24 protein-coding genes are annotated in these 24,987 nt (G+C 66.7%); 11 read left to right on the forward strand and 13 right to left on the reverse strand.

Annotated features, from left to right (window positions below; all coding sequences use genetic code 11):
* Nucleotides 1–78: 78 nt before the first annotated feature.
* The 8 genes from ACQP06_RS04510 (at nucleotide 79) to ACQP06_RS04545 (ending at nucleotide 7,234) form a co-directional block, all read left to right on the forward strand.
* Nucleotides 79–360 (forward strand): hypothetical protein, encoded by a 282-nt coding sequence (locus tag ACQP06_RS04510; RefSeq protein ID WP_357285189.1) that lies wholly within the window; start codon nucleotides 79–81, stop codon nucleotides 358–360.
* A gap of 12 nt (nucleotides 361–372) precedes the next feature.
* Nucleotides 373–2,013, forward strand: coding sequence for a hypothetical protein (locus tag ACQP06_RS04515; RefSeq protein WP_433670661.1), 1,641 nt, complete (start codon nucleotides 373–375; stop codon nucleotides 2,011–2,013).
* Between the two features lie 78 nt (nucleotides 2,014–2,091).
* On the forward strand, nucleotides 2,092–3,942 hold the full coding sequence (locus ACQP06_RS04520; RefSeq protein ID WP_433670663.1) for a hypothetical protein: 1,851 nt from the start codon (nucleotides 2,092–2,094) through the stop codon (nucleotides 3,940–3,942).
* 2 nt (nucleotides 3,943–3,944) lie between these two features.
* Nucleotides 3,945–4,736: an ESX secretion-associated protein EspG gene (locus tag ACQP06_RS04525; RefSeq protein ID WP_433670665.1), complete on the forward strand. Its 792-nt coding sequence runs from the start codon at nucleotides 3,945–3,947 to the stop codon at nucleotides 4,734–4,736.
* Nucleotides 4,733–5,071 carry a hypothetical protein gene (locus ACQP06_RS04530; RefSeq protein ID WP_433670666.1) on the forward strand — a complete coding sequence of 113 codons (339 nt, stop codon included), beginning with the start codon at nucleotides 4,733–4,735 and terminating at the stop codon, nucleotides 5,069–5,071. The genes ACQP06_RS04525 and ACQP06_RS04530 overlap by 4 nt, the downstream gene beginning before the upstream one ends.
* Nucleotides 5,072–5,251: 180 nt before the next feature.
* Nucleotides 5,252–5,569 carry a type VII secretion target gene (locus ACQP06_RS04535; RefSeq protein ID WP_357089064.1) on the forward strand — a complete coding sequence of 106 codons (318 nt, stop codon included), beginning with the start codon at nucleotides 5,252–5,254 and terminating at the stop codon, nucleotides 5,567–5,569.
* On the forward strand, nucleotides 5,566–6,825 hold the full coding sequence (locus ACQP06_RS04540; RefSeq protein WP_433670668.1) for a hypothetical protein: 1,260 nt from the start codon (nucleotides 5,566–5,568) through the stop codon (nucleotides 6,823–6,825). Before ACQP06_RS04535 ends, ACQP06_RS04540 begins: the two co-directional genes overlap by 4 nt.
* Nucleotides 6,826–6,916: 91 nt before the next feature.
* A complete protein-coding gene (locus ACQP06_RS04545; RefSeq protein WP_357089060.1) occupies nucleotides 6,917–7,234 on the forward strand; it encodes a PE family protein in 318 nt (105 codons plus the stop codon).
* 25 nt (nucleotides 7,235–7,259) lie between these two features.
* Here ACQP06_RS04545 and ACQP06_RS04550 read toward each other — a convergent pair whose 3' ends face one another.
* From ACQP06_RS04550 to ACQP06_RS04585, 8 genes are all read right to left on the reverse strand, one after another.
* Nucleotides 7,260–7,547 carry a hypothetical protein gene (locus ACQP06_RS04550; RefSeq protein WP_433670669.1) on the reverse strand — a complete coding sequence of 96 codons (288 nt, stop codon included), beginning with the start codon at nucleotides 7,545–7,547 and terminating at the stop codon, nucleotides 7,260–7,262.
* A gap of 83 nt (nucleotides 7,548–7,630) precedes the next feature.
* Nucleotides 7,631–8,377 (reverse strand): hypothetical protein, encoded by a 747-nt coding sequence (locus ACQP06_RS04555; RefSeq protein ID WP_433670670.1) that lies wholly within the window; start codon nucleotides 8,375–8,377, stop codon nucleotides 7,631–7,633.
* Entirely contained in the window at nucleotides 8,359–13,782 is a 5,424-nt protein-coding gene (locus ACQP06_RS04560) for a hypothetical protein (RefSeq protein WP_433670671.1), read from the reverse strand. Before ACQP06_RS04560 ends, ACQP06_RS04555 begins: the two co-directional genes overlap by 19 nt.
* A 176-nt stretch (nucleotides 13,783–13,958) precedes the next feature.
* Nucleotides 13,959–14,411, reverse strand: coding sequence for a hypothetical protein (locus tag ACQP06_RS04565; protein WP_433670673.1), 453 nt, complete (start codon nucleotides 14,409–14,411; stop codon nucleotides 13,959–13,961).
* An 83-nt stretch (nucleotides 14,412–14,494) separates the two neighbouring features.
* Nucleotides 14,495–15,013 (reverse strand): YbaB/EbfC family nucleoid-associated protein, encoded by a 519-nt coding sequence (locus ACQP06_RS04570; protein ID WP_357285218.1) that lies wholly within the window; start codon nucleotides 15,011–15,013, stop codon nucleotides 14,495–14,497.
* Between the two features lie 3 nt (nucleotides 15,014–15,016).
* Nucleotides 15,017–15,325, reverse strand: a complete 309-nt coding sequence (locus ACQP06_RS04575; protein ID WP_357285220.1) for a hypothetical protein — start codon at nucleotides 15,323–15,325, stop codon at nucleotides 15,017–15,019.
* A 50-nt stretch (nucleotides 15,326–15,375) separates the two neighbouring features.
* Nucleotides 15,376–16,524, reverse strand: coding sequence for a hypothetical protein (locus ACQP06_RS04580; RefSeq protein ID WP_433670675.1), 1,149 nt, complete (start codon nucleotides 16,522–16,524; stop codon nucleotides 15,376–15,378).
* A 19-nt stretch (nucleotides 16,525–16,543) separates the two neighbouring features.
* The gene (locus ACQP06_RS04585) at nucleotides 16,544–18,076 is read right to left on the reverse strand and encodes a hypothetical protein (RefSeq protein ID WP_433670677.1); all 1,533 of its coding nucleotides are present in this window, start codon (nucleotides 18,074–18,076) and stop codon (nucleotides 16,544–16,546) included.
* 92 nt (nucleotides 18,077–18,168) lie between these two features.
* Between ACQP06_RS04585 and ACQP06_RS04590 the strand changes: the two genes are divergently transcribed.
* The 3 genes from ACQP06_RS04590 to ACQP06_RS04600 all read left to right on the forward strand — a co-directional run bounded on the left by ACQP06_RS04590 (nucleotide 18,169) and on the right by ACQP06_RS04600 (nucleotide 19,339).
* Entirely contained in the window at nucleotides 18,169–18,393 is a 225-nt protein-coding gene (locus ACQP06_RS04590; RefSeq protein ID WP_433670678.1) for a hypothetical protein, read from the forward strand.
* Nucleotides 18,390–18,830: a hypothetical protein gene (locus ACQP06_RS04595; protein ID WP_433670680.1), complete on the forward strand. Its 441-nt coding sequence runs from the start codon at nucleotides 18,390–18,392 to the stop codon at nucleotides 18,828–18,830. The genes ACQP06_RS04590 and ACQP06_RS04595 overlap by 4 nt, the downstream gene beginning before the upstream one ends.
* Nucleotides 18,831–18,913: 83 nt before the next feature.
* Complete coding sequence (locus tag ACQP06_RS04600; protein WP_433670682.1) at nucleotides 18,914–19,339, forward strand: hypothetical protein; 426 nt, start codon at nucleotides 18,914–18,916, stop codon at nucleotides 19,337–19,339.
* Between the two features lie 54 nt (nucleotides 19,340–19,393).
* Here the strand turns inward: ACQP06_RS04600 and ACQP06_RS04605 are convergent, their stop codons facing one another.
* From ACQP06_RS04605 to ACQP06_RS04625, 5 genes are all read right to left on the reverse strand, one after another.
* Complete coding sequence (locus ACQP06_RS04605; protein ID WP_433670684.1) at nucleotides 19,394–20,581, reverse strand: YcxB family protein; 1,188 nt, start codon at nucleotides 20,579–20,581, stop codon at nucleotides 19,394–19,396.
* A 667-nt stretch (nucleotides 20,582–21,248) separates the two neighbouring features.
* Nucleotides 21,249–22,235, reverse strand: a complete 987-nt coding sequence (locus tag ACQP06_RS04610) for a nucleoside hydrolase (protein ID WP_433670685.1) — start codon at nucleotides 22,233–22,235, stop codon at nucleotides 21,249–21,251.
* Nucleotides 22,236–22,508: 273 nt separating this feature from the next.
* Nucleotides 22,509–23,012 (reverse strand): YbaB/EbfC family nucleoid-associated protein, encoded by a 504-nt coding sequence (locus ACQP06_RS04615; RefSeq protein WP_433670687.1) that lies wholly within the window; start codon nucleotides 23,010–23,012, stop codon nucleotides 22,509–22,511.
* 2 nt (nucleotides 23,013–23,014) lie between these two features.
* Nucleotides 23,015–23,335 (reverse strand): hypothetical protein, encoded by a 321-nt coding sequence (locus tag ACQP06_RS04620; RefSeq protein WP_357089028.1) that lies wholly within the window; start codon nucleotides 23,333–23,335, stop codon nucleotides 23,015–23,017.
* A 73-nt stretch (nucleotides 23,336–23,408) separates the two neighbouring features.
* The gene (locus ACQP06_RS04625) at nucleotides 23,409–24,950 is read right to left on the reverse strand and encodes a hypothetical protein (RefSeq protein ID WP_433670689.1); all 1,542 of its coding nucleotides are present in this window, start codon (nucleotides 24,948–24,950) and stop codon (nucleotides 23,409–23,411) included.
* Between the last annotated feature and the right edge of the window lie 37 nt (nucleotides 24,951–24,987).

The raw sequence follows: 24,987 nt of genomic DNA on the forward strand, positions 1-24,987 counted from the left end.
CGGTTCCGGCAACCGCGCGGTTGCCCCAGGTATGTGATGCTGACAGTTGGTTTTCGGAACGGATGAGGGAGGTTCGACGTGCGCGGTGAGCGCCCGAGCGAAGAGCAGTTGCGGCGGAATTTCGACACGATCCTGGCCGATGTGCGGGAGGGGCGTGGCGTCCGGACCGCGTCTGGTCTGGATTCGCCGACCGAGGACGCCCTGTGGGCGATCGCGAAGGCGTACCCGAACGTGTCGGAGGACCTGGTGACCGCCGCCCGCGAGTCCTTCGCGGGTCAGCTCGACGGCAGCAATGCCGCCCGCTGGCGCGCAGATCTGGAGCGCCGGTTCGCCGAGCGCAAGCGGACCTCGGACAGTTAGCGACGATTCCGCGTGACCGTATCCCGCGAGTTCAGTGAAAACCGTTCCGGCACTTCGAATTCCGATCAGCAGCCCGAAACCGGCATTCCCGCCACCGATTCCGACTCGGCCGCAGCCGATTTCGGCGTCGACAAGGCCGCCGATTACGACGGCCCGCAGATCCACCCGCTGTCCGCGGTTCTCGGTGAGGACCCGGCTCAGGACGCGAACGAAACCGCGGACGCCCCAGGGGAACCCAGCCCTGACGTCGGCTTCAGCATGGACGCCGAGGAACTCGACGTCCCCGAGCGCGCCCGCCGCCTCGCCCACCGCATAGCCGCCGAACTCCAGGAGCTGGCCCCCGAGGGGTGGACCCGGGTCCGCGCCGCCTTCGCGCTGGCCGCCTCCGGCCAGCGCTCCCGCATCCTGTACTCCGACGACGATCAACGCCAGGCCCTGGTCCCCGCGACCGACACGATCATGACCCTGGTGGTCTCGCACCGCCGCCTCTCCGCCGAACTCGGCGACCCGTGGTGGCGTCTGGAACTGGACCTCACCTCCGAGGGCGCGCTGAGCGTCGACCACGATTACGGCGACGACCCGTTCCCGGACGACCAGCTGTTCTCTCCGCAGGAATACCTTGCAGACCTCGAGGCCGCCCCGCGCGAGTCGCTCCCCACCTGGCTGGCCGCCTATGTCGGCCACGGCAACCGCCAGTCCCGTTCCCCGCGTCAGGCGGCCGAGCAGGCCCGCACGGATCGCGAATCCGGTTATCTCCCGGTGGTTTCCGAGGACGACTTCCCCCCGTTCCCCCTGCTGTGGTCGCGCTGGTCGGCCATCGCCGCCGCATTCGTGGCGGTCGGCTCGGAGTGGGGTCCACGTGTCCTGCCTTCTTTCGGCTGGTTCGAGGGCTCCCGCCGCTCCGGTTCCTCCCTGTACGAGCTGCCCGGCGGCCGCGCGGTGCTGTCCGGCGGCGTCTGGAACGCCCCGGAACTCGATGTGGCCTACAACGGCAAGACCCCATTGCCCCGCCTGTACGCGGGCGCCCCCGAATGGGTGGCGAACCCGGTGCTGAACACCCGCGCGGGCGGCGGCCTGCTGAGCTTCTGTTACTGGTGGGAGCGCGGCCGCTGGTACCGCGGCGAGTCCCCGTCGGGCGTCGATGTCGCGGTCGCTGTGCCCGGCATCTGGACCGCCGGCACCGTCGCCGACGTGATCTGCGACCTGCTCACCGAGCAACCCTCGGAGGAATTGCGTTCGGCCGTCGCGAGTTTCGTCGATGCCGCGCAGCGTCGTGATGTCACCCACGCCCAGCTGTACGAGGTCTTCGGCGACGCGGCCGATCTGGACGCCGTGCACTACCAGCTGGCGCTGGCGGGCGTGGCGCGCCTGGGCCCGGAACCGATTCCGCAGTCCGAGGCGTTGGAGATCGTGCGCCACCACCTCACCACCGAGGGCATCGACCCCGCCGCCTTCCCGCCGGATCGCACACGCGCGGAACGGCTTACGGTCGGCTGGCTGGTGTACGTTCCGGTGGAGCCAGAGGAGGTCGTGCTGGATCGCGCGCTCTTCTATGTCGCCGATGACGGTGTCCTGGAAGCGGCGACCTCCAGCACTCCGGCGTCGGTCTATCTGTCCGGTTTCGAACAGCGTTTCCGCCAACGGCATTCGTAGCGGGATCGCGGCCGACGAGTGGAGTATCGGTGGTGTCGGGCCTTATCGTCGGGATGTCGCGCGAGTTGGGAGTGAGACGTGGGCAATGATGACGGCAACAACACGAACAATCGTTGGCTGGCGCTGGTTCCGCAGGCTCAGGCGGACCAACTCCAGCTGGGCGACGGTGTAGCGCTCGACGCCGCGAAAGTAGCCGCGGCGACGGCGAATGCCCTGGCGTTCGCCAAGAGCTACGTGGAGCTCCTCACCAAGCACAAGGGGTTCAGCGACAACGGCCGACTGGAACAGCTCCTGAGCCTCAAGGTGCGTTTCAACGACCAGGGCGGCCGCCTCGGCACCATTCTGGATCATTACATCGAGCTGGTGAATGCCATGGCCGACACCATGATTCAGGCCGACAAGACCTACGACGCGCACGAGGAGGACGCGGCCGCCAAGTTCACCCGATTGAAGCGGGAGGCCGGTGGCGGCGCGGTCGAACCGGTCATGACCGGTGGCAAGATTCTCGATCTGCCCGGGGATTCCGCGCCGCGCATCGATCAGGACAAGAAGGGTCATCCGAACCTCTATGACATCGCCCACGAGAACGGCCATTACGAGGCGATCGACCCGGAGAACCCGTTCGCCCACGATGACCTGGACTGGTTCTACGAGGCGGGTGCGGGCATGCAGCCCCAGACGGTGGCGGATTTCAGCGCGACCTGGAACACGGTCGCCGTTAAGGTCGACACGAGCTTCGGCGCGTTGAACAAGCAGCTCGGCAAGATGGTGACCGACAAGGCCTGGACCGGCGCGGGCGCGCAGGGCGCCGTCGACGCCGCCAATGCCTTCAAGGATCAGGCGAGCGCGCTCACCGACGACCTGCGTGCGATGGCGGCCAACCTGAACTATGTGGCGGGCTGGCTGGACAACACCAAAGCGATGATGCCCCGCAACAAGCCGAACGACTTCGACTACGACCACTACCAGCGCATGCAGAACATCATCAAGGCCGCGCAGCTGGCCTTCCAGCACTGGTATGTGCCGGGTTTGATCGGTGCGAGCCAGGCGGTCCCGAAGTTGTCGGACGCGACGGTCGCGAAGCCCAACCTGGAACCGCCCAATCGACGTTCGGATGCGGGTGGCGGCCAGAACAACAACAATGGCGGCGGTGGCGCGCAGAACCGTTCCGGTGGCGGCAGTATGCCGAATCTCGGCAGCATGCCGAACAACAAGATCAACCCGAACGGCGTCGACCCCAACGGCACGAACCCCAACGGAATCAATCCGAACGGGACGAACCCCAACGGGACCAACCCGAACGGCACGAATCCCAACGGGACCAACCCCAACGGCACGAATCCCAACGGGACCAACCCGAACGGCACCAACCCCAACGGCACCAATCCGCAAGGGAATCCGTCCGGAACCAACCCGAACTCGAACTCCGGCCAGTCCAGCCAGGGCATGTCGCAGCTGTCGAGCGCGCTGCAACAGGGCATGCAGGGCCTCACGAGCCTGCAGACGACCGAGCAGCAGAAGAAGCAGCAGCAGGAACTGAAGGACAAGCTGAAGGACTCCCCGCTGGCGGGCATGCCCAACCTCGAGGACCTGAAGAAGGGCCTGGGTGGCGGCGGAGGCGGTGGCGGCGGTGGTGGCAGCGCGCCGAAGCCGATGCTCGAGACCTCGCGCCTGTTCCCGCGCGCCGCGCTGGCGGAGACCGCGGAAGCGGCCTCGATGGGCGTGGCCCGCGCGGGTGTCGCGGCGGGCTCGACCGGAATGGGCGGTATGGGCGGCGGTGGCGGTATGGGCCCGATGGGTCACGGTGCCGGCGGTCAGGGTCAGGGCGGCAAGGAGCACAAACGCCCCGAATTCCTGGATTCCAGTGAGTATCTGGACGAGGCGATGGGCACCGCGCCGGTGGTGGCCAAGCCGGTGGTCGAGGGCTGACGGTGCGGTCCTGGTCCTTCACCGATCTGGAGTTCCTGGTGCTGTGGGAGGCACTCGGCGAGGAGCACCTGCCCGAGCCGCTGTTCTTCACCAGCCGCGCTCCTTTGTGGAGTGCGTTCCAGGACAGCAAGATTCATGCCCGCGACAGCCTGCGTGCGCGCCACGACCCGGAATTCGACGAGGTGCTGCGCGCGCTGCACACCCCCGACGTCCGGGTGGAGCTGCGCGGCTGGGACGGCGTGGATTGGCGCGCGCCCGAGTCGAGCCTCCGCGCGTTCGGGGTGCGGTCCGGCGACGCCGGATACCTGGTCGTGCAGGAGCCCGGCGAAACCATCGGCCGCGCAGCGGGATTCACGGTCACCGAATTCTGGGCGAGTGATCTCGCCGAGCAGGTCGTGGGCCTGCTGCCGGAGGTTCCGGCGGGCCGCGGCGGTGACCTGGTGCTCGCCGAGGCCGAGGACGTGGTCGACACCGACTACGGTTTCGGCCTGTCTCCGGCGCACGAGACCCTGGAGGGCGGGGTGGTGGACCGCGCCGCCGACTTCCTGGCTGTCGCCGCCTCCACCCTCGGCACCATCGATGTGGTGCAGGGCCGTTCGCGTTTCGGCCCGCGCGGCATCACCCGGCATCACCTGCAATGGCGTGATCTCGCCGAGGACGGCCGCTATCTGATCACCGCCGACCATCCACCCGTGGCAATGGCCGCCGATCACCGCCGCGTGGTCACCGAAGTGAACATCCGGATCGCCGAAGTGGTCCTGGCGGTCGCCGACGAATGGGAGACGAACCGATGACCGCCCAGGAATTCCCGAGCGAGTTCACGCTGTCCTCACGGACCGGTGCGATCGTGGTCACCACCACCGAACAGGGCCTGCCCCGGGCGATTTCGGTGGAACGGGACCGCTTGCGCCAGGATCCGGAGCTGCTGGCGTCGGAGATTCTGCGCCTGTGCAAGCAGTCCGCGGCCCGCGCCGGTGTCGAGCGGCGCGCCCAGCTGCGGGCGGCGGGGCTGTCTCCGGAGCTGTTGGCGCTGACCGGCTTGCCGACCACCGACGATGTGACCAGACAGGAGTACGTCGAGGAGCAGGATTACGAGACCGAGCCCGACAGCTGGCTCCGCCCGATCTGAGCACGTGTGAATAGGCCTGTGAAATATACAGTGCGGCAAGTCGATCCGCCGCAGCCTCGATCACCTGGGGAATACCCTGTGTTCACCGGGCTGTTGGTCAATTAGTGAACTCTTCGTTATGCCGGGCGATTCACCGCTCTGTATAGTTCGAACCGAAATGATCTTCCTGATGGGGGTCTCATGAGCCATCTCGTTGCCACTCCGGACGCGATTCGCGCATACGGCGATGCTTCGGCCGCCATGGCCACCGCGGTGGCGAGCGCCGCCGCGGTCGACCAGGTCGCCACGGTCGCCGCACTGGTGCCGGTTTTCGGCCTCATCGGCCAGGACTTCCTGCTGAGTTACGCGGGCGCACAGGGCAATCACCTGTCGTCGGTGGCGGAGCTGGCGGCTGTGCACGCTGGGACGGCGGTCACCGCGCACGAGGCCGCGGCGTCCTACGAGGCCGTCGACGGCGCCGCGGGCGTCGACTTCCTGTCGCTATCGCGGGACCTGTGAGCACGCCCTTCGACCAGGGTTCGACGGGAGCCGCGCAGGCCGCTCCCACGGTGGCGAGCGGGCAGTCGGTGGCGGATGCCCTGCGCGACACCGCTTTCGCGCCGCTGCTGGACTCGCCGGTCGCCGAGGTGCTGTCGACGCTGGGATTGCCCGCGCTGCCGCAGATTCCGGCGCTGCCCCCGATGCCGGACATGCCGCCGCTGCCGACCCTGGATCTGACCGCGCTCACCAAGCCGCTCACCGATCTGGCCTCCACGTTCGGCACGGGCCAATTGGGGCAGGGCCTGGACGCGTCGCAGATGCTCTCGGGTGTCTCCTCGGCCTTGCAGCAGGTGATGTCGATCGCGCAATCGGTGATGTCGCTGGCCAATTCGAATTCCTGGGAGGGTTCGGGCGCGGCGGGCGCTGCCGAGAAGGGCGCGGCCGCTCAGACCAACGCCCTGGAACTGGAAACCCAGAACGGGCACCAGAAGACCGTCATGGCCGGCGCCGCGGGTTCGGTGGCGGTGGGCAGCGCGATGATGTCGGCCGTCATCACCAAGTTCGTCACGGGCGTCACCCTGGCCGCCCCGTTCATCGCCACTCCGCCGGGCCAGGCGTTCCTGCTGTCACTGGCCAGTGAGACCGCCGCCGAGGCCACCGCGGTGGTGGCCAAGACCCGCACCGAGATGACGGTGCACAGCGCGAACATGACCACGGCCGGGCACAAGGTGAAGGTCACCGACGCGCCGAAGGGCGTGGACTCGCTCTCGCAGGTCACCCAGCTGTTGAGCGCGATCGCGCCGTTGAGCAGCGTCGCGGGCCAGGGCGCGCAGACCTTGCAGCAGTTGCAGTCGATCAGTCAGCCCTCGACCGTGCAGCCGACGCCGGAGACCGAGCCGAAGACCACGCAGCCGGGTCCGGGTGGACTCGGTGGCGGTGGCGGGCTCATGCCGATCGGCGGCCTCGGTGGCGGCGCGGGCGCGGCCCCGCTCGGCCAGACCAGCCCCCGGACCATGAGCGCGACCACCACCCCGTCGGTCGCGGTCCCCGCCCCGGTGCCCGGGGTCGGCGGCGCCGGTATGGGCGGTGGCATGGTGCCGCCGCCGATGGGCGCGGCGGGTGCAGGCGCCGGACTGGCCGGTGACGCCGACGAGGATGTGCGCACCAACCTGGTCACCGGTGAACACGGCGACGAGGTCGTGGGCGAGCTGGGCTACACGGGCGTGCCGGTGATCGGCGCGGTCGGCACCAACGGCCCGCGCCCGGCACAGTGATCCACCGCGCGGACCGGTGATCGACGCCGCGGAAACCGGCTCGGTGTCCGTCGGTGCGACACGGTAGGATTCGCGGCGAAAGGGAGGGACGATGAGCGAATTCAACTTGGGCGGTGTGCGTTTCGACGCGGACACGGTGCTGGCCGCCGCCGCCGACCTGGAAGCCGTGGCCGATCGCCTGGAGGCCGCGCTCGGCGCGGACGCTCAGGCCCTGGCCGTGCCCGCCGCGGGCTCGGACAAGGTGTCGCTGGCGGCCGCCGAGACCCTCAGCGCAGTCGGCGCGTCCTTCGTGGACCAGAGTGGCGGCGGCATAGACGAATTGCGCAAGCTGGCCGCCGTCGTGCGGCAGCAGGCCGCCACCTTCGGCAAGGTCGAGACCGACAACTCGACCGACTTCACGAACCTCTGACCGGATCGCGGTGAACGCCGCGGGATCACTCCGATTCGCGTGAGCGAGACTCCATCTCGCTCAGCATCTGGTCCGTCTGCGCATGCCAGCGGGCGGCATTGCTGCCGTCCAGTTGGCCGGCGAAGGCGTGGCGCGCGGCCTCCACGAGATCATCGGTGGCATTCGGATGGGCGCGGGCGACAGCTCGGAGTGCGGTCCGGGTCTCCTCATCGAGCCCGGTCGAGCTGCGCAGCCCCTGTCCCGCCAGCGCGCGGGCCAGCATGCTGTCGAAGTTCAGCTTCAGTTGTTCCTGGCTGGGACGGCCATGCCGCACGTCCGTCTCCTTCTGCTTCGGCGTCCGGGCCATCGTATCGAGCTGTCCGATACCCGCGCTGTGCCCGGCTCGCGTTCCGGATCTCAGAGTTCGAAGTGCCGGGGCTCGCCGGAGGTCAACTGCCAGTCGTCGGCGAGCAGTGCGTCCAGTGCCGCCTGGAGCAGCGCGTGCTCCGCGGTCCCCGCTTCGAGCCACCGCCCCCAGTTCACATCGAGTGTGAGGACCAGGATGCTGTCGAACCAGATCCTGAAGGCGACCGGTGGCAGGTAGGGGGCGGCGTCGGGGAGCGGGCCGAGCCATGTGGTTCCGTCCGCCTCGGTGGTGACGGGGAGGTTCAGGGTGTCGTCCCACAAGGTGACCGGGAGGACGTCCGAGCTCGGCGATTCGCCGGTCGGCACGAAGCGGGTAGTCGCACCCAACGGGGCGATGCTCTCGAACATCACGAAATACCCTGGCGGGCAAGTGATCGTATCCAGCGCCCGCCGGTAGGTGCCGATCAAGTCCGCATCGGTGAGGACCGGAAACCGTGTGACCACAGCCGGTTGCGGGCCGTCTTCCTGGAGAGCCGTCGTATCCGCCCGCAGGACTTCCCAGTACTGGTCGGAGGGCTGCGGGTCGTCCACATTGATGAAGGTGTCTTCGATCGCGCAGGTGAACCACAGATCGAAGCCCGTGGGGCGCACGACATTCGCCAGATGGTCGCGCACTCGCAGCGCATCCGCGAACAGCACCTCGGAGCTCCCGACGTCCGCGGGAAAGCCGCGGGTGAAGGTCAAACTCTCACCGTGCGGCCGATACTCGCTGAATCCGATCACTGGACCTTTCTCCATACATCACCCTCTCGGACGATCTGTCCGAGCAGGTTGCCATTCTCGTCCACGAAGCGAACGGCATCGAGGTTCGCCAGGTTCGGGTGCAGTTTCTTGTTGACGGTGAAACCCCGGGCCAGCTCGTCGAGGAGGTTCCCCGTCTTGCGGACATTGCCGTTCGGGTCGACGATTTCATAGTCCCATCCGTTCGCGCCGAACCGCCGTTCGTTGCCGCCGCCCAGCGGCTGGACGCGCCCTTGCGGTGGAGTCTCGGGCATGACCACTGTGGTCTCGGCGGACGGTATCCGGTCCGGCACCGGCGCTACGGCCTTGTCCGCGCCGTGCAATGCGGCGCCGTGCAGGCTCGTCGCCTGCTCGGGCAGGTGTTTCATCCGTTCGATCTCGACACGTCGCTCGACCGTCGTCGACCCATCGCTGGTGGTGCGCTCGACGAGGATGTCGAACGACCTGTCACCGGATACGCCGGGATTGAACCGGACGCTCAGCTCCGGGTCGTTTCGGACCTCGAAGGACAAGCGGTCGAGTTCGGTGAGCTCGGCGGCCTTGTCGAGAACCTGGTCCATATCGCCGACTCGGGCCCGCGGGGTGGTCTCTCCCATCCAATCCTCGAGCCCTCCCACGTTGCCGCCGTCGACTTCGCGGTTCACCAGGTCCGTGAACTTCTGCGCCAGGTCGGGACGCCCCGCGTTCTGGAGCGCGCTCGCGATGTCCCGGGCGTCCCGGTGGAAGTTCCCCTGGTATCCCGGGAGCGGCTTGATCGGATCGGGCGCGGGCGGGCTGACATCCTCGGGACGGGGTAGCAGATGCTCGTGGTTCTGCTCCACGTACTTGGCGAGAGCCGCGTCGTGCTCGGTGAACGACTGCCACGCCGGGCCCCACTTGTCCTGGTCGCGCAGGCCGATACCGTCGACGAGTTCACCGAATTTCGCACGTAGCTCGGGTAATTCATGAGCTCGGGCGGGATCGTTGGTGGCCGCGAAGATGTCATTGATGTGCGTGCGGACCTGCTCGAATCGACCCTTCAGCTGCTCGTGGCCGGGAGCGGCTTCCTCAGCGAGAGGCAGGAAGTCACCCGAGTATTCCGCGAGGTAGGTGGACAGCGCCTGGTCGTGTTGGTCGAACAGCTGCCACGTGGCACCGCTGTTCTCCGAGTCGCGCAGACCGAGACCGTCGAATTGTTCCGCGAATCGCTCACGAAGGTTCGTCAAATCGTCGGCTCGGGCGGGATCGGCTGCGGCGCGATCGATTTCCGTTGCCAGGCTGCGCAGGTTGTCGAAGCCGTCGCGCAGTTCCGGTGTCAGCTCGCCGCTGTCTCGCGCCTGTTCACCGATCGGCTGTTCGGACCGGTTCGAGTCGGAGGGCGTCGACCCGGGGTCTCGAGGTTCGTCAGGGATCCCGCTGCGGGCCCTGCCGCGTCTTTCCGGGGGTTCCGGTCTCGTCGGCGCGTGCTCTTCCGGGAGCCCCTGCTGCGTCGCCTCCCAGAATCGGCCGCTCACAGTGCGTTTGAGTTCGGTGCTGAGCGCCGCTTCCTCCGGGTGCATGGCCCGGTTCTCGTCCTTGGCCAGCGCCTTGAAGTCGCGCTGCACCTCGTAGAGCGCGTGCTCATACTTGGCGACCGCGTCGATGTGGCTCAGATGCAGGCGCAGTTCGGCGATGTGGCCGTTCTCCAGCTGGACTTTCATCTGCAGGTCGCGGTAGCCGGAGGGGGTGGGGCGGTCGAAGCGGTCCTCGAATTCGACGATCCGCACTCTGGGATCGTTCTCGATCATCTCGAGCGCGCGGTAGGCGTCGGAGACGTGGTCGAAGACGATCTTCGCGCCGACCAGGTCGGTCAAACGGGAGACGTCGCCGTCGTATCCCTTGATCTTGTCCCAGGCCCGGGTCTCGTCCTTCGGGGCGTCGCGCCACCCGGGCGTGCCCTCGGTCTCCCGCGCGATGTCCCGCACGACGTCATTGAGCGCGTCCTGCGAAGCCCGCCAGATGTCGTACTGCTTCCGCAGGAACTCGCCCTGGTACTCCGGGTCCTCGATTCGGCTGTAGTCGAATTCGGGCTGCCTGCGGCTCGATTCGGGCACGTCGGCGATCGCGTCCCGGATCTCGTGCGACATCGCCCGTTCCGCCGGGGTCAGCGGGGTCGGTTCGATGTGGACCGGTTCCGCCAGCGCCGATTCCGGTCCGCGCTCCGCGACCGCCTTGACGGCATCGTGCAGAACGGGCAGACCATCGGGGTGGGTGAGTAGTGACGCCAGCGTCTTCGGGCGTTCCAGCAGCGAGCGTTCGAGGTGCTCGTTGCTCCGGAGCATTTCGGCCAGCTCGGGATGCTGGGGCAGCAGATCCCGGATGACGGCGCTGACCGGTGTGTCGACACCGTCGATCGAGGTGGTGATGCCGAGTTCGTCCGCGCGGTCCAACGCCGCCGAGACGCGAGGCTGCTCCAGATAGCTCTCGACATCGGGCGCGGAGGGCCCACCGGCCTCGGGTGAGTCGGGCGCGGCGGCGGGGCCGTCGCGTTCGCCGTTCGGCTCGGATGGACTGGGGGACTGTCCTTTTCGTAGACGCGGATCCTGGACCGCGTCGTCGGGACGATGTTTGAAGCCGTCCGGCGTGCTCCCGTGGTCGCGGGCGCTGTCGAGGAGGTGGTGGTACAGGACTCGGGCGGGCTCGGTGGCGCCTTCACCGTGATACTGGACGTCGGTGAACGCCTCGGCCACCGCCTCGGGGCCGTCGAATCTGCCGTTCTCGTCGAAGCTGTAGCCGCTGAGCTGGTCCAGCCACTCGTGGAACGCGTCCTTGTCCATCCCGCCGCGGGTGGCCTCGAAATGGTCCGCCAGCGCCTTGTGCGCGGTCAGCTCGGCGTGTTCCTGGGACTCGATGGCGAGCACATGGCCGAACTCGTGCACCAGGGTGGAGTGGATCGGACGGTCGGCGGATCCGGGGACCAGATGACCGTCCGCCTCGTCCTCCGCGATCTCGCGGGCCATCCGTTCGGGATCGAGCGCGTAGTCCCGGTCCAGGACCACCTCGTCGGTGTACATGCGGCCCGACGGGCTGTGCCCTTCGTACGTCGCGGCGTAGGTGCCGGGGTCGCCGATCGAGTCGATCGACACCTTGCGCAGATCCACGTCCGGGTAGCGGGTCAGCATGTCATCGATGGCGCGGGCGAACTCGCGCGCTACCTCGGGGTCGAGCAGCGGGTGGTCGAAGCCCGACACTTCGAGGTTCCACCGCTTCGCGAGTTCGTCCGCGACCTGGGTGCTGTCCCGGTGCGACCACTCGTCCTCGGGGCGTGGCGACCAATCACCTTCTGCTGGATCAGGTTTCGATGCGTCCGCCGGTGTGTGCGAGTCCTGCGCGTCGGTGGGTTTCGAGTTCTCGTGGGCGCGGGCCCTCGAATTGTCGCGCGCATCGGGGGAATGCGTCCTGGCCTCGTGGCTCCCCGGCTCACCCGGCATCGTTGTCACGACGAGAGCGGGTGCGGGCGTCTCCGGCGCGGCGTCGCCGCTGTCGGGGCGTTCGCTGTCGCGGTGTTCGTTCTCGCGCTGACCCTCCGCCGCCGGCTTGTCGCGCGGTTCCTGCTGGGCCTGAGGCTCTTTCGGCGTCTGCTCGGCGTGATTCGGTGTCGAATCCTCGGGCCGGGGCCCTTCGGGATCTCTCCGCGATCGGTCCGTTTCGGGCGACTTGCTCGCGGGGTCGGAGCGGTCGGTCGGCTTCGCCGGGGACTGCTCCGGCTTTGTGGTGGATTCCGTTGGCGTAGCCCGTGTTTGGGTATCGGAGGTGGCTTCCACCGGCCGGGCTTCGGGGGTGCGGCCCACCGGCGCGGCTCGGTCCTGGGTGCCCGAGACCAGATTGCCGCGATGTTCGGTCGGAGCTGTTGTGGCGCGCGGTCCTTCACCTGCCGGTGCTGCGGGGGTACCGGCACGTGGTGCGGCCGGTTCGGACACCTTGGGAGACGATTCGCCGAGTTTCGGGCCCGCATCGCCGAGTTTCGCGCCCGTGTCCCCGAGTTTCGGGCCCGCATCGCCGAGCTTGGTACCCGGGTCTCCGAGTTTCGGGCCCGCATCACTGAGCTTGGTGCCTGTGTCGCCGAGCTTCGTGCCCGTATCGCCAGGCTTGGTGCCCGCGTCGCTCAGCTTCGTGCCCGCGTCGCCTTGCCGCGGTCCTCCATCACCCGAGGACGAGACATTGGTCCCGAGATCATGGCGCGGGGCCTCCGAGCTGGGCGCGTCCCGCTCTCGGGTCGTGCCGTCCGCCGGTTCATGGTTGACCGGCTGATCGGTCGCCGCGGCGGGGTGAACATCGTGCGGCGCGTCGTGTTCGGGCTGGACGCTGTGTTCGGGCTGCTCGCCCGCCGTCCTGACCTCCGGTTCCGGGGTATGCGGGGCACTACCGTCGGGACCGCTCCTGGCCGTGACCGCGCTGTCGCCGGGAGCGCTGTGCCCGTTCTCCAGCCCATGGTTCGCGCCGCCGCCGACGCCCATGGCCAGGCCGCCGATCAGCAGCTCGGTGTGGAACGTCTTGTCGACCTTGCTCCAGTCACCGCCGTTCTCGTAGAGCTGGATCCCGAGCCCGGTTCCGTACATGCCGACGGCGCCCATTCCACCGCCGACACCGCCGGCGATGGCTCCGCCCAGCTTCGACGGGAGCCGCGTATCCCTCAGCAGATCGCCCACTTTCGCGTGGAACGGCGCACCGACGGCGCCGCCCACTCCCCACTGGAGACTGGTCTGGAAGGTCTGCTTCAGGTTGAAGCCGTCGTCGCGGTGGCCCTCCAGGATCTGGATGAACTGCGTACCGGCATCGAGCCCGGCTCCCATGGCGCCGGCGCCGAGGCCCGCGGTGAGGGATTTTCCGCCGTACTTCAGGGCGGTTTCGAGCAGTGGCTTCGTCGCCGCCTGGGCGGCGAGTTTTTCGCCCAGCGGCACGGCGATCTCGCGAAGCAGCGGCTGGGCGAGGGTTTCCAGGGCGGCCCGGGCTCGGAGCAGACCGATCCGCTCCATGACCTTCTCGGCGAAGATGCGCAGGATCCCTCGCGCGGTGAGCAGCACTTCCGGAACAAGTGCCTCGCCGAACAGGGTCATGCTCAGCTGGAGCACGGTGTAGAGCGTGAGGAGCGCGAAGATCTCCGACTGGATCTTGGCGTACTCGATTTCCGTTGCGGTGGCGCGCGTATCGTGGCCGAGCTGGTTCAAGCATTCGACCAGCTTCTGGACGGAATAGTCCTTGCCGTCGAACAGCGTCGCTAGCTCCGCGCTGACTTTCACCGCGCCGTCGCTGTCGTAGAACTGGGGCAGCCTGCCGGTGACGGCCCTCAGGTCGGGTTCGAGCTTTTCCAGGTCGGCCGCGGCCTTCTTCCAGGCGTCACCCAGATCGAAGAGTGCGTCCTGATCGCCCTTCGGATAAGACATTCCGAAGTTGAGGGCCGCCATCAGCCAGTTCGGTAGGTGGTCTCCAACCCAGGTCCATCCGGACAATCATCGGCTCCACTTCGCAGCTGATCGTAAGGTCCGGGCTCCCAACCGGATTGGAAGATTCTCCGATTCACCCTACCCAGAGTGCTTCTGCCGGTCCAATTCTCGCGAGATTACCGGGCGTCGCCCACCCAGGTATAGCGGAAGGTCGGAGCCTCGCCCGCGGTTCGCCGCGCAAATTCCTCTTCCCACGTCCGGAAAGTCGTGCGGTAGAGGTCGGCGATCCGGTCCCGCTCCTCGGAGGCGAGTCGCCGCCGTTCCCGCTCGGCACGCTCGAATATATCTGTCGCCTGGCGGTACATATCGAATATCGGGCCGTCGCCGCGGAGATACGTGCTGCGCGCTTCTTCGGTCGCGCGGATGAACCGCTCTTCGGTCAGCTCCGAGAAGTCCAGATCCGCACCAGGTTTCAGGACCGCGTCGATATCATCCGCCGACGCCGGTTCGAAGGCGCCGGTCCGGATGTTCAAACGCTGCCCGACCACGATGCCGTGCTCGGGCTCCTCGAGGCGAATGGTGCCGTTGCGGAACCGGAAGAAGGATGGCGACTCATTCAACCAGAGCATTGGCCTGCCTTTCGGGATCTTCCGCGCGGTCGAGCCACATCATCGCATCGGCGGGCGCCGGCCGATCATTCGCCCGGTGTCGATCACCAGCCGGGTGTCGCGGCATCCGAATGCGCTCGGGCCTTGGGATCGTGCTCGAACTCTTCGACATTCTCGAATCGCGGCCCGGCGTCGGCGTCGGGTTCCCGGCGTTCGGCGGCATTCGGCGGCGCCATCGAAACCTCAGGGGGAGTGGGCATCATGGCCTGGATATCGGGCATGAGCGGGAAGACCTCGGACAGTGTCGGCATCTTCGCCTTCTCGGCCTGCAATGCCGCCAGGATCTCCTGCGACTTCTCCCTTACCTGGACGGCGGCCTCCTGCGCGGCCGCGGTGACGGCGGCGGCGATCTCGGAATAGGTCAGTTCGTCGATGTCATCGGAGAATTCGGTCTTGATCACGGCACCGTCGGCATTGACGGTGACCGTGACCCGTCGCCCACCGGCACGCGCGCTCGCTGTCAGCCGGGCTCGGTCCCGCTGTGCCCGTGCGACGGCGGCGAAACTGCCCTGCACCATCTCGGCCAGATCGGCCAGCTGCGCTTTCGCGACCTCGTTCGTCATCGATCAGAAGCCGTTCTTGTTGGCCTCATCCATGTTTTCGAGCTTGGTCGCGCCGTCGCGCAAGCCCTTCGAGTACTGCGCCAGCAGCGTCGTCTTCGACCCGAGTGCGGCCAGCAGACCGGGCTTGCGCGCGTCGTATCCGCTCTCGCCCTCGGCGAACTGGTCGCCGAATTCGTCATGACCCCAGACGCCTTCATGAGCGTCCGCGGCCGCGGTGATCGCGTTGAGAATGTCGGTGACCTTGGTGTTCACGTCATCGAGCCCACCTGCTACGGAACGCATTCCGGCGATCTCGACCTCTACCTTGCTCACGTCGAACCCCCAATGTTCATCTGACCATCAGGTTGCGATCATATACGCGACTACTCGGCGACACCTGCCAAGATCAGTTGAAAATAGGCGCTGTCGAGATCGATGTCGGGGCCCACCAGCGCGCGGGACAGCAGTGTGCGGGTCACGGTGCCGGTATCAGCTGCGGCTATCAGCGCCGTGAGCCAGGACGACGCATTGCCGTCGAATACCTGTGTCAGCACGTCGTAGACGGCATCGTCATTCCATACGCCGGGGAGCGCGTCCTGCACACCGTTCGCGTCCGGGGACTCACCGCGATACCACGCGTTTCCATCCCACCAGTAGCAGAACGACATCAAACCGTTTGCCGCCCTGGGGCTCAACACCGGATCCGCGACCCAATCCGGAGCCCCCCGATAGAACTGCGGCATCGCCGCGCCGCCGTTGTACACGGCATCCAGCTCCGGTGCGTTCCAGATGCCACCGGACAGCACCGCCCGCCCGTGCGGCAGCCGATGCAGCGTCGAACCGCTGCGAGTTCGGCCCTCGAACCAGCCGAGGGCGCTCGTAACTCGCGGTCCGAGCGGAGATTTCACTGCCACGAACGCCGCGGAGATCAGTGCCCACCGCGCCCACAGGACTGGGAGCGGCGGAAGTCCCTCTCCGGCCGGAACCGCCGTGGCGTCGGCCTGCGCCGCCGCGAAGGCGGCACTCGGAGTCCGCGCCTGCCGATCACCATGTCCGATGTACGCCGCCAGCCAGATCGGCAGCCGCTCGCGCGGATACTCCAGCAGGTCGGCGAGGTACGCCTGGGGTGGGAACAGTTGCTGCTCGGGGAAAGGCTCAGCGCCGTAGTCGTATTCGATCCGTGCCGGACCGGTCGTGGTGACAGCGGCGAGAAACCGCCACCAGGGCCCTTCGGCCGACGTCGCCGCCAGCTGTCGAGCATCCCGCAGCAATTCGACCGCACGCCTCGACAGCGGCACCTGCGCGACGCGCTGTCCGTCCGACACGATGACCTGCGCGGCCTCATCCGTGACGGTCATCGCGATGGCCGCTTCCAGCCGATCGAACCCGTCCGGGATCAGGGCAAGAAGTTCGTCGGCTACCCGATCGGCCACCTGCTCAGCGGTACTGCTGCCCGACTCGGGCGCCGCGACTGCCGCAGCCATCCGGAAACCGACATCCGGCGACTCGGCGGTCGAATTGTCTTGACTCACACTGTTCCTCGTTACCCAATCAGCTTCCGGTGATCACCTGAATAGCAGCCTGCTGAGCCGCGTCGCCGATCTCACCGACCCGAAACCCGCGATCCGCGATGTGCCGGACCAATTCCGGCTCCGGCGCCAGCCCATGCTTGTGCAGATAGTGCGGCACCGCCCCCGCCCACACCCACACCCCATCGGTCCGGAAGTTCAACGGCACATCCCGATCCCCAGGCGCGAACTCATCCTGCTCGAAACTCCGTGCCGCCAATACGATCGGCGCCGACTCCAGATACGCCAGCACGGCCGTTCGCGTATTCCCCGCCACCGCAGGCCGATCCACGACAGGCCGCCCGTCGGCATCCTTGCCGTCATAGACGCGCGCCATCCGCGGCGGTTGCACGACAGCCGGTGTCGGTTCGATCTTGACGGTCGCCTCCACCGCAGGCGCGGGTTGCGTGGGCGCGAAGGGATTCGCCGGGGGAGTGGGTGCGAACGGATTGGCCGGCGGAGCGGGTGCGAAGGGACTCGCCGCCGGAGCGGGGGCGAAGGGATGGGGCGCCGGCGCGAACGGGTTGGGCGCGGCGTTCATCGGTGCATAGCTCGCCCGAGGCTGGGCCGCCGCGCGTGGTCGCGCCGACTGCGCCACCAGCCCCGCCACGGCCGCGGCGAAGGACAGCAACAGCGCCAGCACCATCATGACGAGACCGATGCCCAGGTATTCCCAGAAGTTGAGCCCCATGATGGTGAAGGTGGAAATCAGCCCGTTGATTTCGTCCGTGAATATGAGCGCGGCGGCGGCCGCACCTGCCGCGCGCACTGCCGGATTTCGCGCACCCGCACCCGTGAGCAGGGCAATCGCCACCACGACCACCACGATCAGAATGAGTACGAAATGCACCAGCAGCAGCGGCGCCGATCCGTCCGAGTTCGTGCGCCAGATGGACCTGAAGTATGAGCTGTCGCTGATCGCCGGCTTGAACGACCCCACCAGTTCGACAACGGCCGCGACAAGCAAGAACACACCCGTCACCCGGTCCGCCGCCCCACCGGCTGCCCCGTTGGTCGCCTGCAGCGCACCGCTTTTCGAAACCACCGCATCCCGCAGCCCACTCACCAGGGCCCCGATCGCAACCAGCATCGCCAGCACGAGCACCCAGAATCCAGCCGCCGGTGAGATGTTCTCCTTGAACCCCTGCGCATAAGCCATCACGTCCCCCGACGAGATCGCCAGCACCATCCCACCCGCGAATGCCGCCACCCAGAACAGCACACTGCGCCGAGCACCCACCCCCACCGAGAGCAATATCCCCGTCACACCCGCCACGAGCCCGATCAGCACATACGGCACAGCGGAGAACCAGTCGGCAAGCCCGGATCCCCCGTTCCCCTCCCAAACCGACGTTTCCCACGACCGGCCACCGAACTGAACGCTCGCCACAGGCGCCCACAACACCGCGAACACCAACACCGCCGCCGCGATCAACAACCCCCCGGTGACCCGCCCCGCACCCGCGGCCCCCGCCCCGCCCTCACCCATGACGCCGTCATTCCGCATGTAACTCATAGCTCCGCCCATCCCTCCCCATGTGATTCTGCGACCCTAATTGCACAGCTCTCCCGACGCCAACGAGAGCATCGCCCGAGTACGGTCCGATCATGAGCCAAGAGGAGATCGACCGCATCGCTCGAAAAGTGATGCAGCGTCGCAAGCCCCTCACCCCAGCAGACCAGGAACGGGCTGAGGCCATCCGTCGGCACACGGCCGAACTGGAGCAGAAGGGCCGCCGTCAGGTCGGCGAGGATCAGATGAGAATCTGGCAGGCGTGGGGTGAGTCGGAGATTGCCCGGATCGACCGGGAACGGGGCGAGACCAGCATATGACGGAACGTGATTCAGTTGAGTCGCTCGACCACGCCGAGGCCTTCGATGAGGTAGGGCGTGCGATTGCGGAAGGGGCGCCGGACGGCTGGCAACAGCTTCGGCTGGACTACAGGGCAACTATTCAAATCGACGCAGCTCGGATGCAGGCTGTCGACGCCGCTGGTGTGGTATCCCACATCGAAGTACCCGATGCGGCGATGGACTGCCTCGCGGAACTGCGGTCCACGATGTATCGGCCGGGCAAGGGAACCTGGTTCACGGTTCAATTCGTTCTGCATCTGTCGGGTAAGTACTCGGTGGAGTTCGACTATGACAACGAACCGGACTTCGTGCCTCAACTGACCGCCGGTGCGTACGCGCTGGATCAGGAGTACTTCCCGCGTGGCGCGGACCATACTCCAGATTGGTTGAGCGCCATGCTCCGTGAGATCGAGTAGGCCGCAGCCGATTTGCGGGGCGGGGTCACTCGCCGCTCGGGTCGCTAGGCTCGGGTGCGCGACGTCAGGGGAGTGGTGCGCGGATGACAATCGTTTCATGGCAATTGCCGCTGGTCTTCGGTCTGGTCCTCATCCGCCTGCTGGCCCCGGGCTGGCTGATCATGCTCACCCTCTGGACTCTGGGACTGCCGGCTTTCGTGGTCTGCGCGCCCCTGCTGTTCGCCGCAGCCCTGTCCACCGCCGACCAGCATTCGCTACTGAAGATCGCGGACATCCTGCTACTGATTGCAGCCTTCACCGTGCCCGACGGCGGAGACAACAGCGGGTTTCGCATTCCTCTGTTGACCCTGGTCAAAGGCGATCCCTCGATCGACGAGAAGAACTTGGTAGGAAGAGGACTGGTTTGGATCGGTATGGCCAGCGTCCTGGCCTACGTCATCGTCCTCCTCGTCATGTGGCTCCAGATCGGTGAGTTACATGGTTGGGTGTCAACGGGATTCGAGACGTGACGCGAGGAGGGGGCAGGCCTTCAATCGGACTTAGGGAATCCGGTCTCTGAACGATCAGTGCGACAGAGACGTCAGGATTTCCCGGGTGAAACTGATCGCGGCATCGTTGGCCGTCGCCGGGCCGGAGTCTCTGGCGCGGCTATCGCCGAATCCGCTGGCGGTGATGCGCACGCAGGCATTCGCCTGCCGCACGACAATATCCGCGCGCGGGTACCCGCCGTTCTTGCCGAATACGCCTGTGATGAGCCATCCCTGGTCGACGGCTGGTCCATTGTCGCCGAGTCGCGAAATCTCCTGCTGTGACTGGTTCGCATAAGTCGGCGCTGCTGTCACCATCTCCTGCCGACCGGTGGTGAAGCAGTCTTTCGCGCCCGATTCTCCGGCCCCCACGGTCACCGTCGCCTCGACGGTCGAGAGGAGACCGGTGCTGCCGGACCAGCGCAGATATCTGTTCGAAGCATCCCGGTCGTAAGCGTTGCACGTCGTACCGGGCAGGTAAGCCGCCACCGTCCCCGCTGGAACCATGTCGCATCCCTTCGGGGCGCCGGAGAGGGAGACGTTCGGCGCGCTATCCCTCGAAACAGTGAGGGCAGCAACGATTCCCACGCCGATTATCAGCACCGCTCCGGCGATGAGGACGGCTCGCGTTTCTTTGGACAGGTTCGGCAGTGGAGCCGATCGTCCGCCCTGCCGCCGCCCCATCGCCTCGAACGCGGCGTCGGGGAACAGCTCGCGCGGCAGGACGATGCCGCGGGTGCCCCTCTCGCGCAGGAAGATTCCTCCACCGATCCTGGCGAGATCCTTGATCCCGTTGTAGGGGATGGTGGTGGTGCCGGTAGTCAGCGCCAATTCCAGTGCGTCGCGGTGAAATATGGCCGATATCGAGGTGCCGGGGGCGGTGTAGGCGGCGATCGCCGGGTTCCGTCTGACCATCGCGACAGCGGTGAGCAGCGCGCAGACAACGATCGCGATCGCGAGGATGAAAAGATAGAACAGCGGCAGGGTAGCGGGGCTCCAACCGGGCTTACCGGCGGAGACGAAGAACTCGAGAAAACGCCGCGACAGCAGGATCAGGGGGATTAAGGCCAGGCCGCCCCACAAGGAGGGCGAGCGCCAGCGAGCCAGGGCCTGGACGCGACTCAAACGCATGGTGGTCTCGGAGTCCGCGATGGTGGTGACCTCGAGCGAATGGCCGGTCGGAGCCGAATCTTCGGCATGCGAAGGCTGCCACGACTGGTTCATTCGTCCCCCATTCGACTGAGCAGTTCTGTCCGGACCCTACCGGTCGACCCCCGGTGACGCGACTGCGTGACGGCAACGAGACGACCGGCTGATCCGGCTCACTCGCTCCCGGAGTGCTCGGTCCGATCCTCCCGCGCCTGTTGGATGGTTAGTCTCCACCGGTGCGGATAGATCTGTCCGCCCGGGGGCATCGGTTCGCCCGCCCGAACCGACTGGTCGCACATCTCGCCTAAGGAATCTCGGCGACCATCATGATTCGGCACATCGTGTGGAACGAGACCTTCTGCAGCACGTCAGTCTCCCTCCGATCGACGACCTTGACTGTCACGTACCGACTGGCGGGCGGCCCCTGGGTGCTGTGATGAGTCAGGGATTCTCTGGTGTGTCCTTGACAGTCATCAGCTACTGGTCTTCGTTCCCGGCTTGTAGCGGACCATCGCCCGAATAGCGGAACGAGGGTGGTTCGCCTGCGGCACGGCGGGCGAATTCTTCTTCCCACATGTCGAAAGTTCTCCGGCGCAACGCCGCGCCCGTGTCGATGTTCAGCTTCCGGCCGATCACCCGATCGAAGGCGGGCTCTTCCAATCGGATGGTGGCATTGCGGAACCGGAAGTACGACGGGGATTCTCGGAGCCAGAGCACGGGCAGCCTCTCGGATATGTGATGGTCAGCTGTGGGCCAGGACTTCGGCAAGACGCTGCATCAGCCACGATCGGAAGACCGTGTAGTCGACGGTACGAGTAAGGGAGACCTGGCAATCGCCGGGCGTCATTCTTCCGATCTCATCGAGTTCCACGCCCACGCGACTGGTTCGTAGGAAGGAGCGCCCCACCGCCTGCGCCAGTGTCAAAGCATCGTGCTGCATGGTGCCCGGGTAGAAGTTCGCGAACCACTGATCCAAATGTGAACGGATCAGTCGGCCCGCAGGGCCGGACTCGGCGAGCAACTCGTATTCGGGTGAGCCGGAGGTTATTTCATTGGCCGGATGGAAGGTGACCTCCGAGGGCACGATCCATGTCCGCAACCCGGCGTGCAACACCTTTCGCGCCGCAGCCACATCGAGTCGAATATTGTGCTCGGCACGATCGGCATGCCTGTAGTTCAGGCCACCGCCCATCTGTGTGACGATGAGTCGTCCTGTGGCGTCCGGAATCTCGGCGACCACTGTCGACAGGTTCGACATGGGTCCGATGCCGAGCCATCGCACCTTGCCGTCGTTCGTCGCCAGGACCTGCCGGACAGCGGCGAGTACGTCTTTGCTCTGATTCGGCACGTCGTGCGGAACGAGACCTTCTGCCGCCCAGTACTTCTCATTGCCGAGGTCGATGCCCGCGACCACTGGGACATCGGATCGACCGAGCAGATCCAGCAGATGTCGCGCGAGTCGGGCACGCCTTCCACCGTGTTCGTCGCTGGTGATGACCAGCGCCAACTCCTGCCGCCCGGCGGCGACGGTTAGGGCGATGGCATCATCCGGGTCACCTCCGACGTCGGTATCGACAATCAGCGGCATGGTCGACAGCGGCGGAAGCATATCCGGCAACGCGGACAGAGCGTCGGCCCTGTCGTGCAAGCCGACACTCCTGGCCTGATCGATCAGCGCATCGCGAATCCGATTCGGAGACAGCTCCGCGCGGTCCTTGTTATCCGGCATGCTCAACCGTCCTCCAACTGCTTGGACGTGTAGTTCGGTAGGGGCCGCGGGTGCCCGACCGGGCAGTTCGGCGGCGGTGAGGTGCACGTTGTTTGCGATGCTGAAAGGTGGCTCGGCATGGCCCATCGTGCATTCGCTGGGCAGTTGGACAGACGAGGCGAACCAGGCAGCGAGAACACCGGGGACCGGGGTCTGCCTGTTAGTGAACCCCATCACCGGGGTGGTGATCAGCCATGGCAGCTCGATGCATCGACCTCGGAGTCAGGTAGGGCTTCACCAGTCGTCCGCGCGAATCCTTCCGGGTGTGATGTCATCCAGTTCCTCGACGTCGGTGAACGTCATCAGCGGCTGGTTGTTCTCTTGCCGCTCAGGCGAATTCGGGGGAGCGGTGGAGGCGGGGATGGGTTCGGGGATGCGTTCGGTGAGGTCGGGCATGCCTTCGATGAGGTCGGACATCTTGGGCATGCGGCCGCGGCGCTCTTGGATCGGGCTCAGGAGTTCGGAGCTCTTGCGGGCCAGTTCGGTGGCAGCGGCTTGGGCGGCTTCGGTGATGGCTTTGGCGAGCTCGAGGAGTGGGAGGTCTTCGAGGTCGGGGTCCAGGCGGGTTTCGATGACGGTGCCGTCGGCGTTCACGACTACGGTGACGCGTTTCTGCAGCGCGTAGCCGGTGGCCATGAGTTGGGCACGCTTCTGTTGCATGTCGCCGAGGACCCGCATTTGCTGCTGGAACTCGTCGATCATCGACGCCAGTTCGGCTTTCGCGCTCTCGTTCGCCATGATTACTTGAACGCGCCGGCGCTGTTCTCGTCGGTGCCGCCGAGCTGCTTGCCGGACTTGGTCTGGCCGTCGGAGTTGTCTCCGGCGTTCTTGGCCAGGGTCTCGGAGAGCTCCTTCAGCGTCTTGCGGGCCGCCTTGTAGCCGGAGCCGTTCTCGGCGCCCGCGAATTGCTCACCGTAGGTGTCGTTGCCCCACGGTTCGCCCTTGCCGCCGAGGGAAGCCATGAGGCTGTCCACCACGGTGCGTAGTCGCTTGTTGACGTGGTCGGTCTTGACGGCCGCCTGCCGCAACAGCTCCGGATCGACCTCGACTTTGTCCGTCATCTGGTACTACTCCTCCCCGTACAACCCTGGCGCCGACACTAATTGGGCATCGGCATCGATGCCAACGCGATATTCAGCCGCGCTGCCGCATCCGTTCCTGGAAACGCTGCGCGAAGCCCGCGATGTACACGGTCGGCGGCACCGAGGACGACGATGCCTCGATCACCCCGTCGTCGGCCATGTAGTAGATGGCGCGGCCGATCATGATCTCGCCGGGCCGGGTGGGCACGAAAACCATCCAGCCGTTGTCGATTCGCTCGGCGGTCAGCTGGTCGAGGGGGTATCCGCTGGTGTCGGTCCCGCGCGCGAGGATGAATCGGCGGACCTGTTCGATGGCGTCGATCCGGCTCAGCGGAGGCGCGGTGACGAAGGTCCGCAACCCCGCCAGCGTGAACTGGTTCAGCGCCGAATCCACGTCGTGCTCGGCGGGATCGAAGACCGCGGCCACCGTCTCGTAGGTCACCACACCGGCCTGGGCCGCCGAAACCAGGTTCGCGACAGCGGATTTCGTGGCATCGGTGATCGTCTTACCTGCCGAGTTCATCACCTGCACGACCGTGTCGACGGTCGAGCCGGTCGTCCAGATCCCGGGCACCGCGGCAGCCACCCCGGGGCCGAGCGGCGATTCGCCGCGGAACCACTGCCCGTCCTCCCACCAGTAGCAGAAGGTCAACTGCCCGGTCGCGGCCCGCGGATTCAGCACCGCGTCGGTGACCCAATCCGGTGCGCCCGCATACAGATTCGGCAGGGGAGCGCCATCGTTGTAGACGGCATCGAGCTCGGGCGCGTTGAGCACCCCGCCCGAGATGACGGCCCGATCGCCGGGCAGCGTGTACAGCGTGCTCCCGCTGCGGTTCGGGCCTTCGAACCAGGCCAATGCGGGCAGTATCCGCGGACCGTGTGGAGCGTCGAGGGCGACGAACGCCGCCGCGAGGGCGGTCCAGTTGGACCACATCACCGGCAGCGGTGGGAAGACTTCGGTCGTCGCCTGCCCGCGGATCTCCTTGGCACGGTCGGATCGTGCTTGCTGGGCCGCGACCCGCGGCGATCGCAGCAGCCGCTCGCCGTGACTCACATACGCCGCCAGCCAGACGGGTAGTCGTTTGCGGGGATACTCCCGCAGGTCCGCCAGGTACGCCTCGGCCGGAAACAGCTGGTCGTCCGGGAACGGCTCGTCGCCGTAGTCGTAGTCGGTCTGTACCTGGCCCGCGGTATTGAGGCTGATTCGCATCCGCCACCACGGGCCTTCGCTCATCGCGGCCGCGATCTCGCGCTGTTCCTGCACGAGCAGCAGGACGGTCTCCGACGGCTCGGCTCGAAACGCCTGGTCCCCGGCGGAGTACACCACGCTCCAGGTCTTGGCGGTCACGGTCCACGCGAAGGTGGCGTCGACGCGCTCCCAGCCTTCCGGCGCCGCGGTCGCGAGTTCACGAGCGATGCGGTGGGTCAATTCCCGCGCTTGCTCGACGATCTGGCCCTCGTCGGGAATGGACTCCGGTCCCGGGTGTGACACGACGCTGAACCCGATGTCGGATTCCTCATTCGCCTGCGCGAATCCGGCCATGAACGACCGCATGAATTCGTCGTCCGGATTCCCCGCCTGAGGCCTGTCCACGTCTCGAGCTCCCCTCCTCGACCGCCGCACGTTCCAC

Origin of the sequence: Nocardia sp. CA-136227 (assembly GCF_050955695.1) — a bacterium.
Lineage (GTDB): Bacteria > Actinomycetota > Actinomycetes > Mycobacteriales > Mycobacteriaceae > Nocardia.

Bases quoted from the DNA above. Each gene is read 5' to 3' on its own strand.
- ACQP06_RS04530 (WP_433670666.1), top strand. From the start codon at position 4,733: ATGACCGCCCAGGAATTCCCGAGCGAGTTCACGCTGTCCTCACGGACC.
- ACQP06_RS04535 (WP_357089064.1), top strand. From the start codon at position 5,252: ATGAGCCATCTCGTTGCCACTCCGGACGCGATTCGCGCATACGGCGAT.
- ACQP06_RS04545 (WP_357089060.1), top strand. From the start codon at position 6,917: ATGAGCGAATTCAACTTGGGCGGTGTGCGTTTCGACGCGGACACGGTG.
- ACQP06_RS04555 (WP_433670670.1), bottom strand. From the start codon at position 8,377: ATGGAGAAAGGTCCAGTGATCGGATTCAGCGAGTATCGGCCGCACGGT.
- ACQP06_RS04560 (WP_433670671.1), bottom strand. From the start codon at position 13,782: ATGTCTTATCCGAAGGGCGATCAGGACGCACTCTTCGATCTGGGTGAC.
- ACQP06_RS04565 (WP_433670673.1), bottom strand. From the start codon at position 14,411: ATGCTCTGGTTGAATGAGTCGCCATCCTTCTTCCGGTTCCGCAACGGC.
- ACQP06_RS04570 (WP_357285218.1), bottom strand. From the start codon at position 15,013: ATGACGAACGAGGTCGCGAAAGCGCAGCTGGCCGATCTGGCCGAGATG.
- ACQP06_RS04585 (WP_433670677.1), bottom strand. From the start codon at position 18,076: ATGAGTTACATGCGGAATGACGGCGTCATGGGTGAGGGCGGGGCGGGG.
- ACQP06_RS04590 (WP_433670678.1), top strand. From the start codon at position 18,169: ATGAGCCAAGAGGAGATCGACCGCATCGCTCGAAAAGTGATGCAGCGT.
- ACQP06_RS04595 (WP_433670680.1), top strand. From the start codon at position 18,390: ATGACGGAACGTGATTCAGTTGAGTCGCTCGACCACGCCGAGGCCTTC.
- ACQP06_RS04600 (WP_433670682.1), top strand. From the start codon at position 18,914: ATGACAATCGTTTCATGGCAATTGCCGCTGGTCTTCGGTCTGGTCCTC.
- ACQP06_RS04605 (WP_433670684.1), bottom strand. From the start codon at position 20,581: ATGAACCAGTCGTGGCAGCCTTCGCATGCCGAAGATTCGGCTCCGACC.
- ACQP06_RS04610 (WP_433670685.1), bottom strand. From the start codon at position 22,235: ATGCCGGATAACAAGGACCGCGCGGAGCTGTCTCCGAATCGGATTCGC.
- ACQP06_RS04615 (WP_433670687.1), bottom strand. From the start codon at position 23,012: ATGGCGAACGAGAGCGCGAAAGCCGAACTGGCGTCGATGATCGACGAG.
- ACQP06_RS04620 (WP_357089028.1), bottom strand. From the start codon at position 23,335: ATGACGGACAAAGTCGAGGTCGATCCGGAGCTGTTGCGGCAGGCGGCC.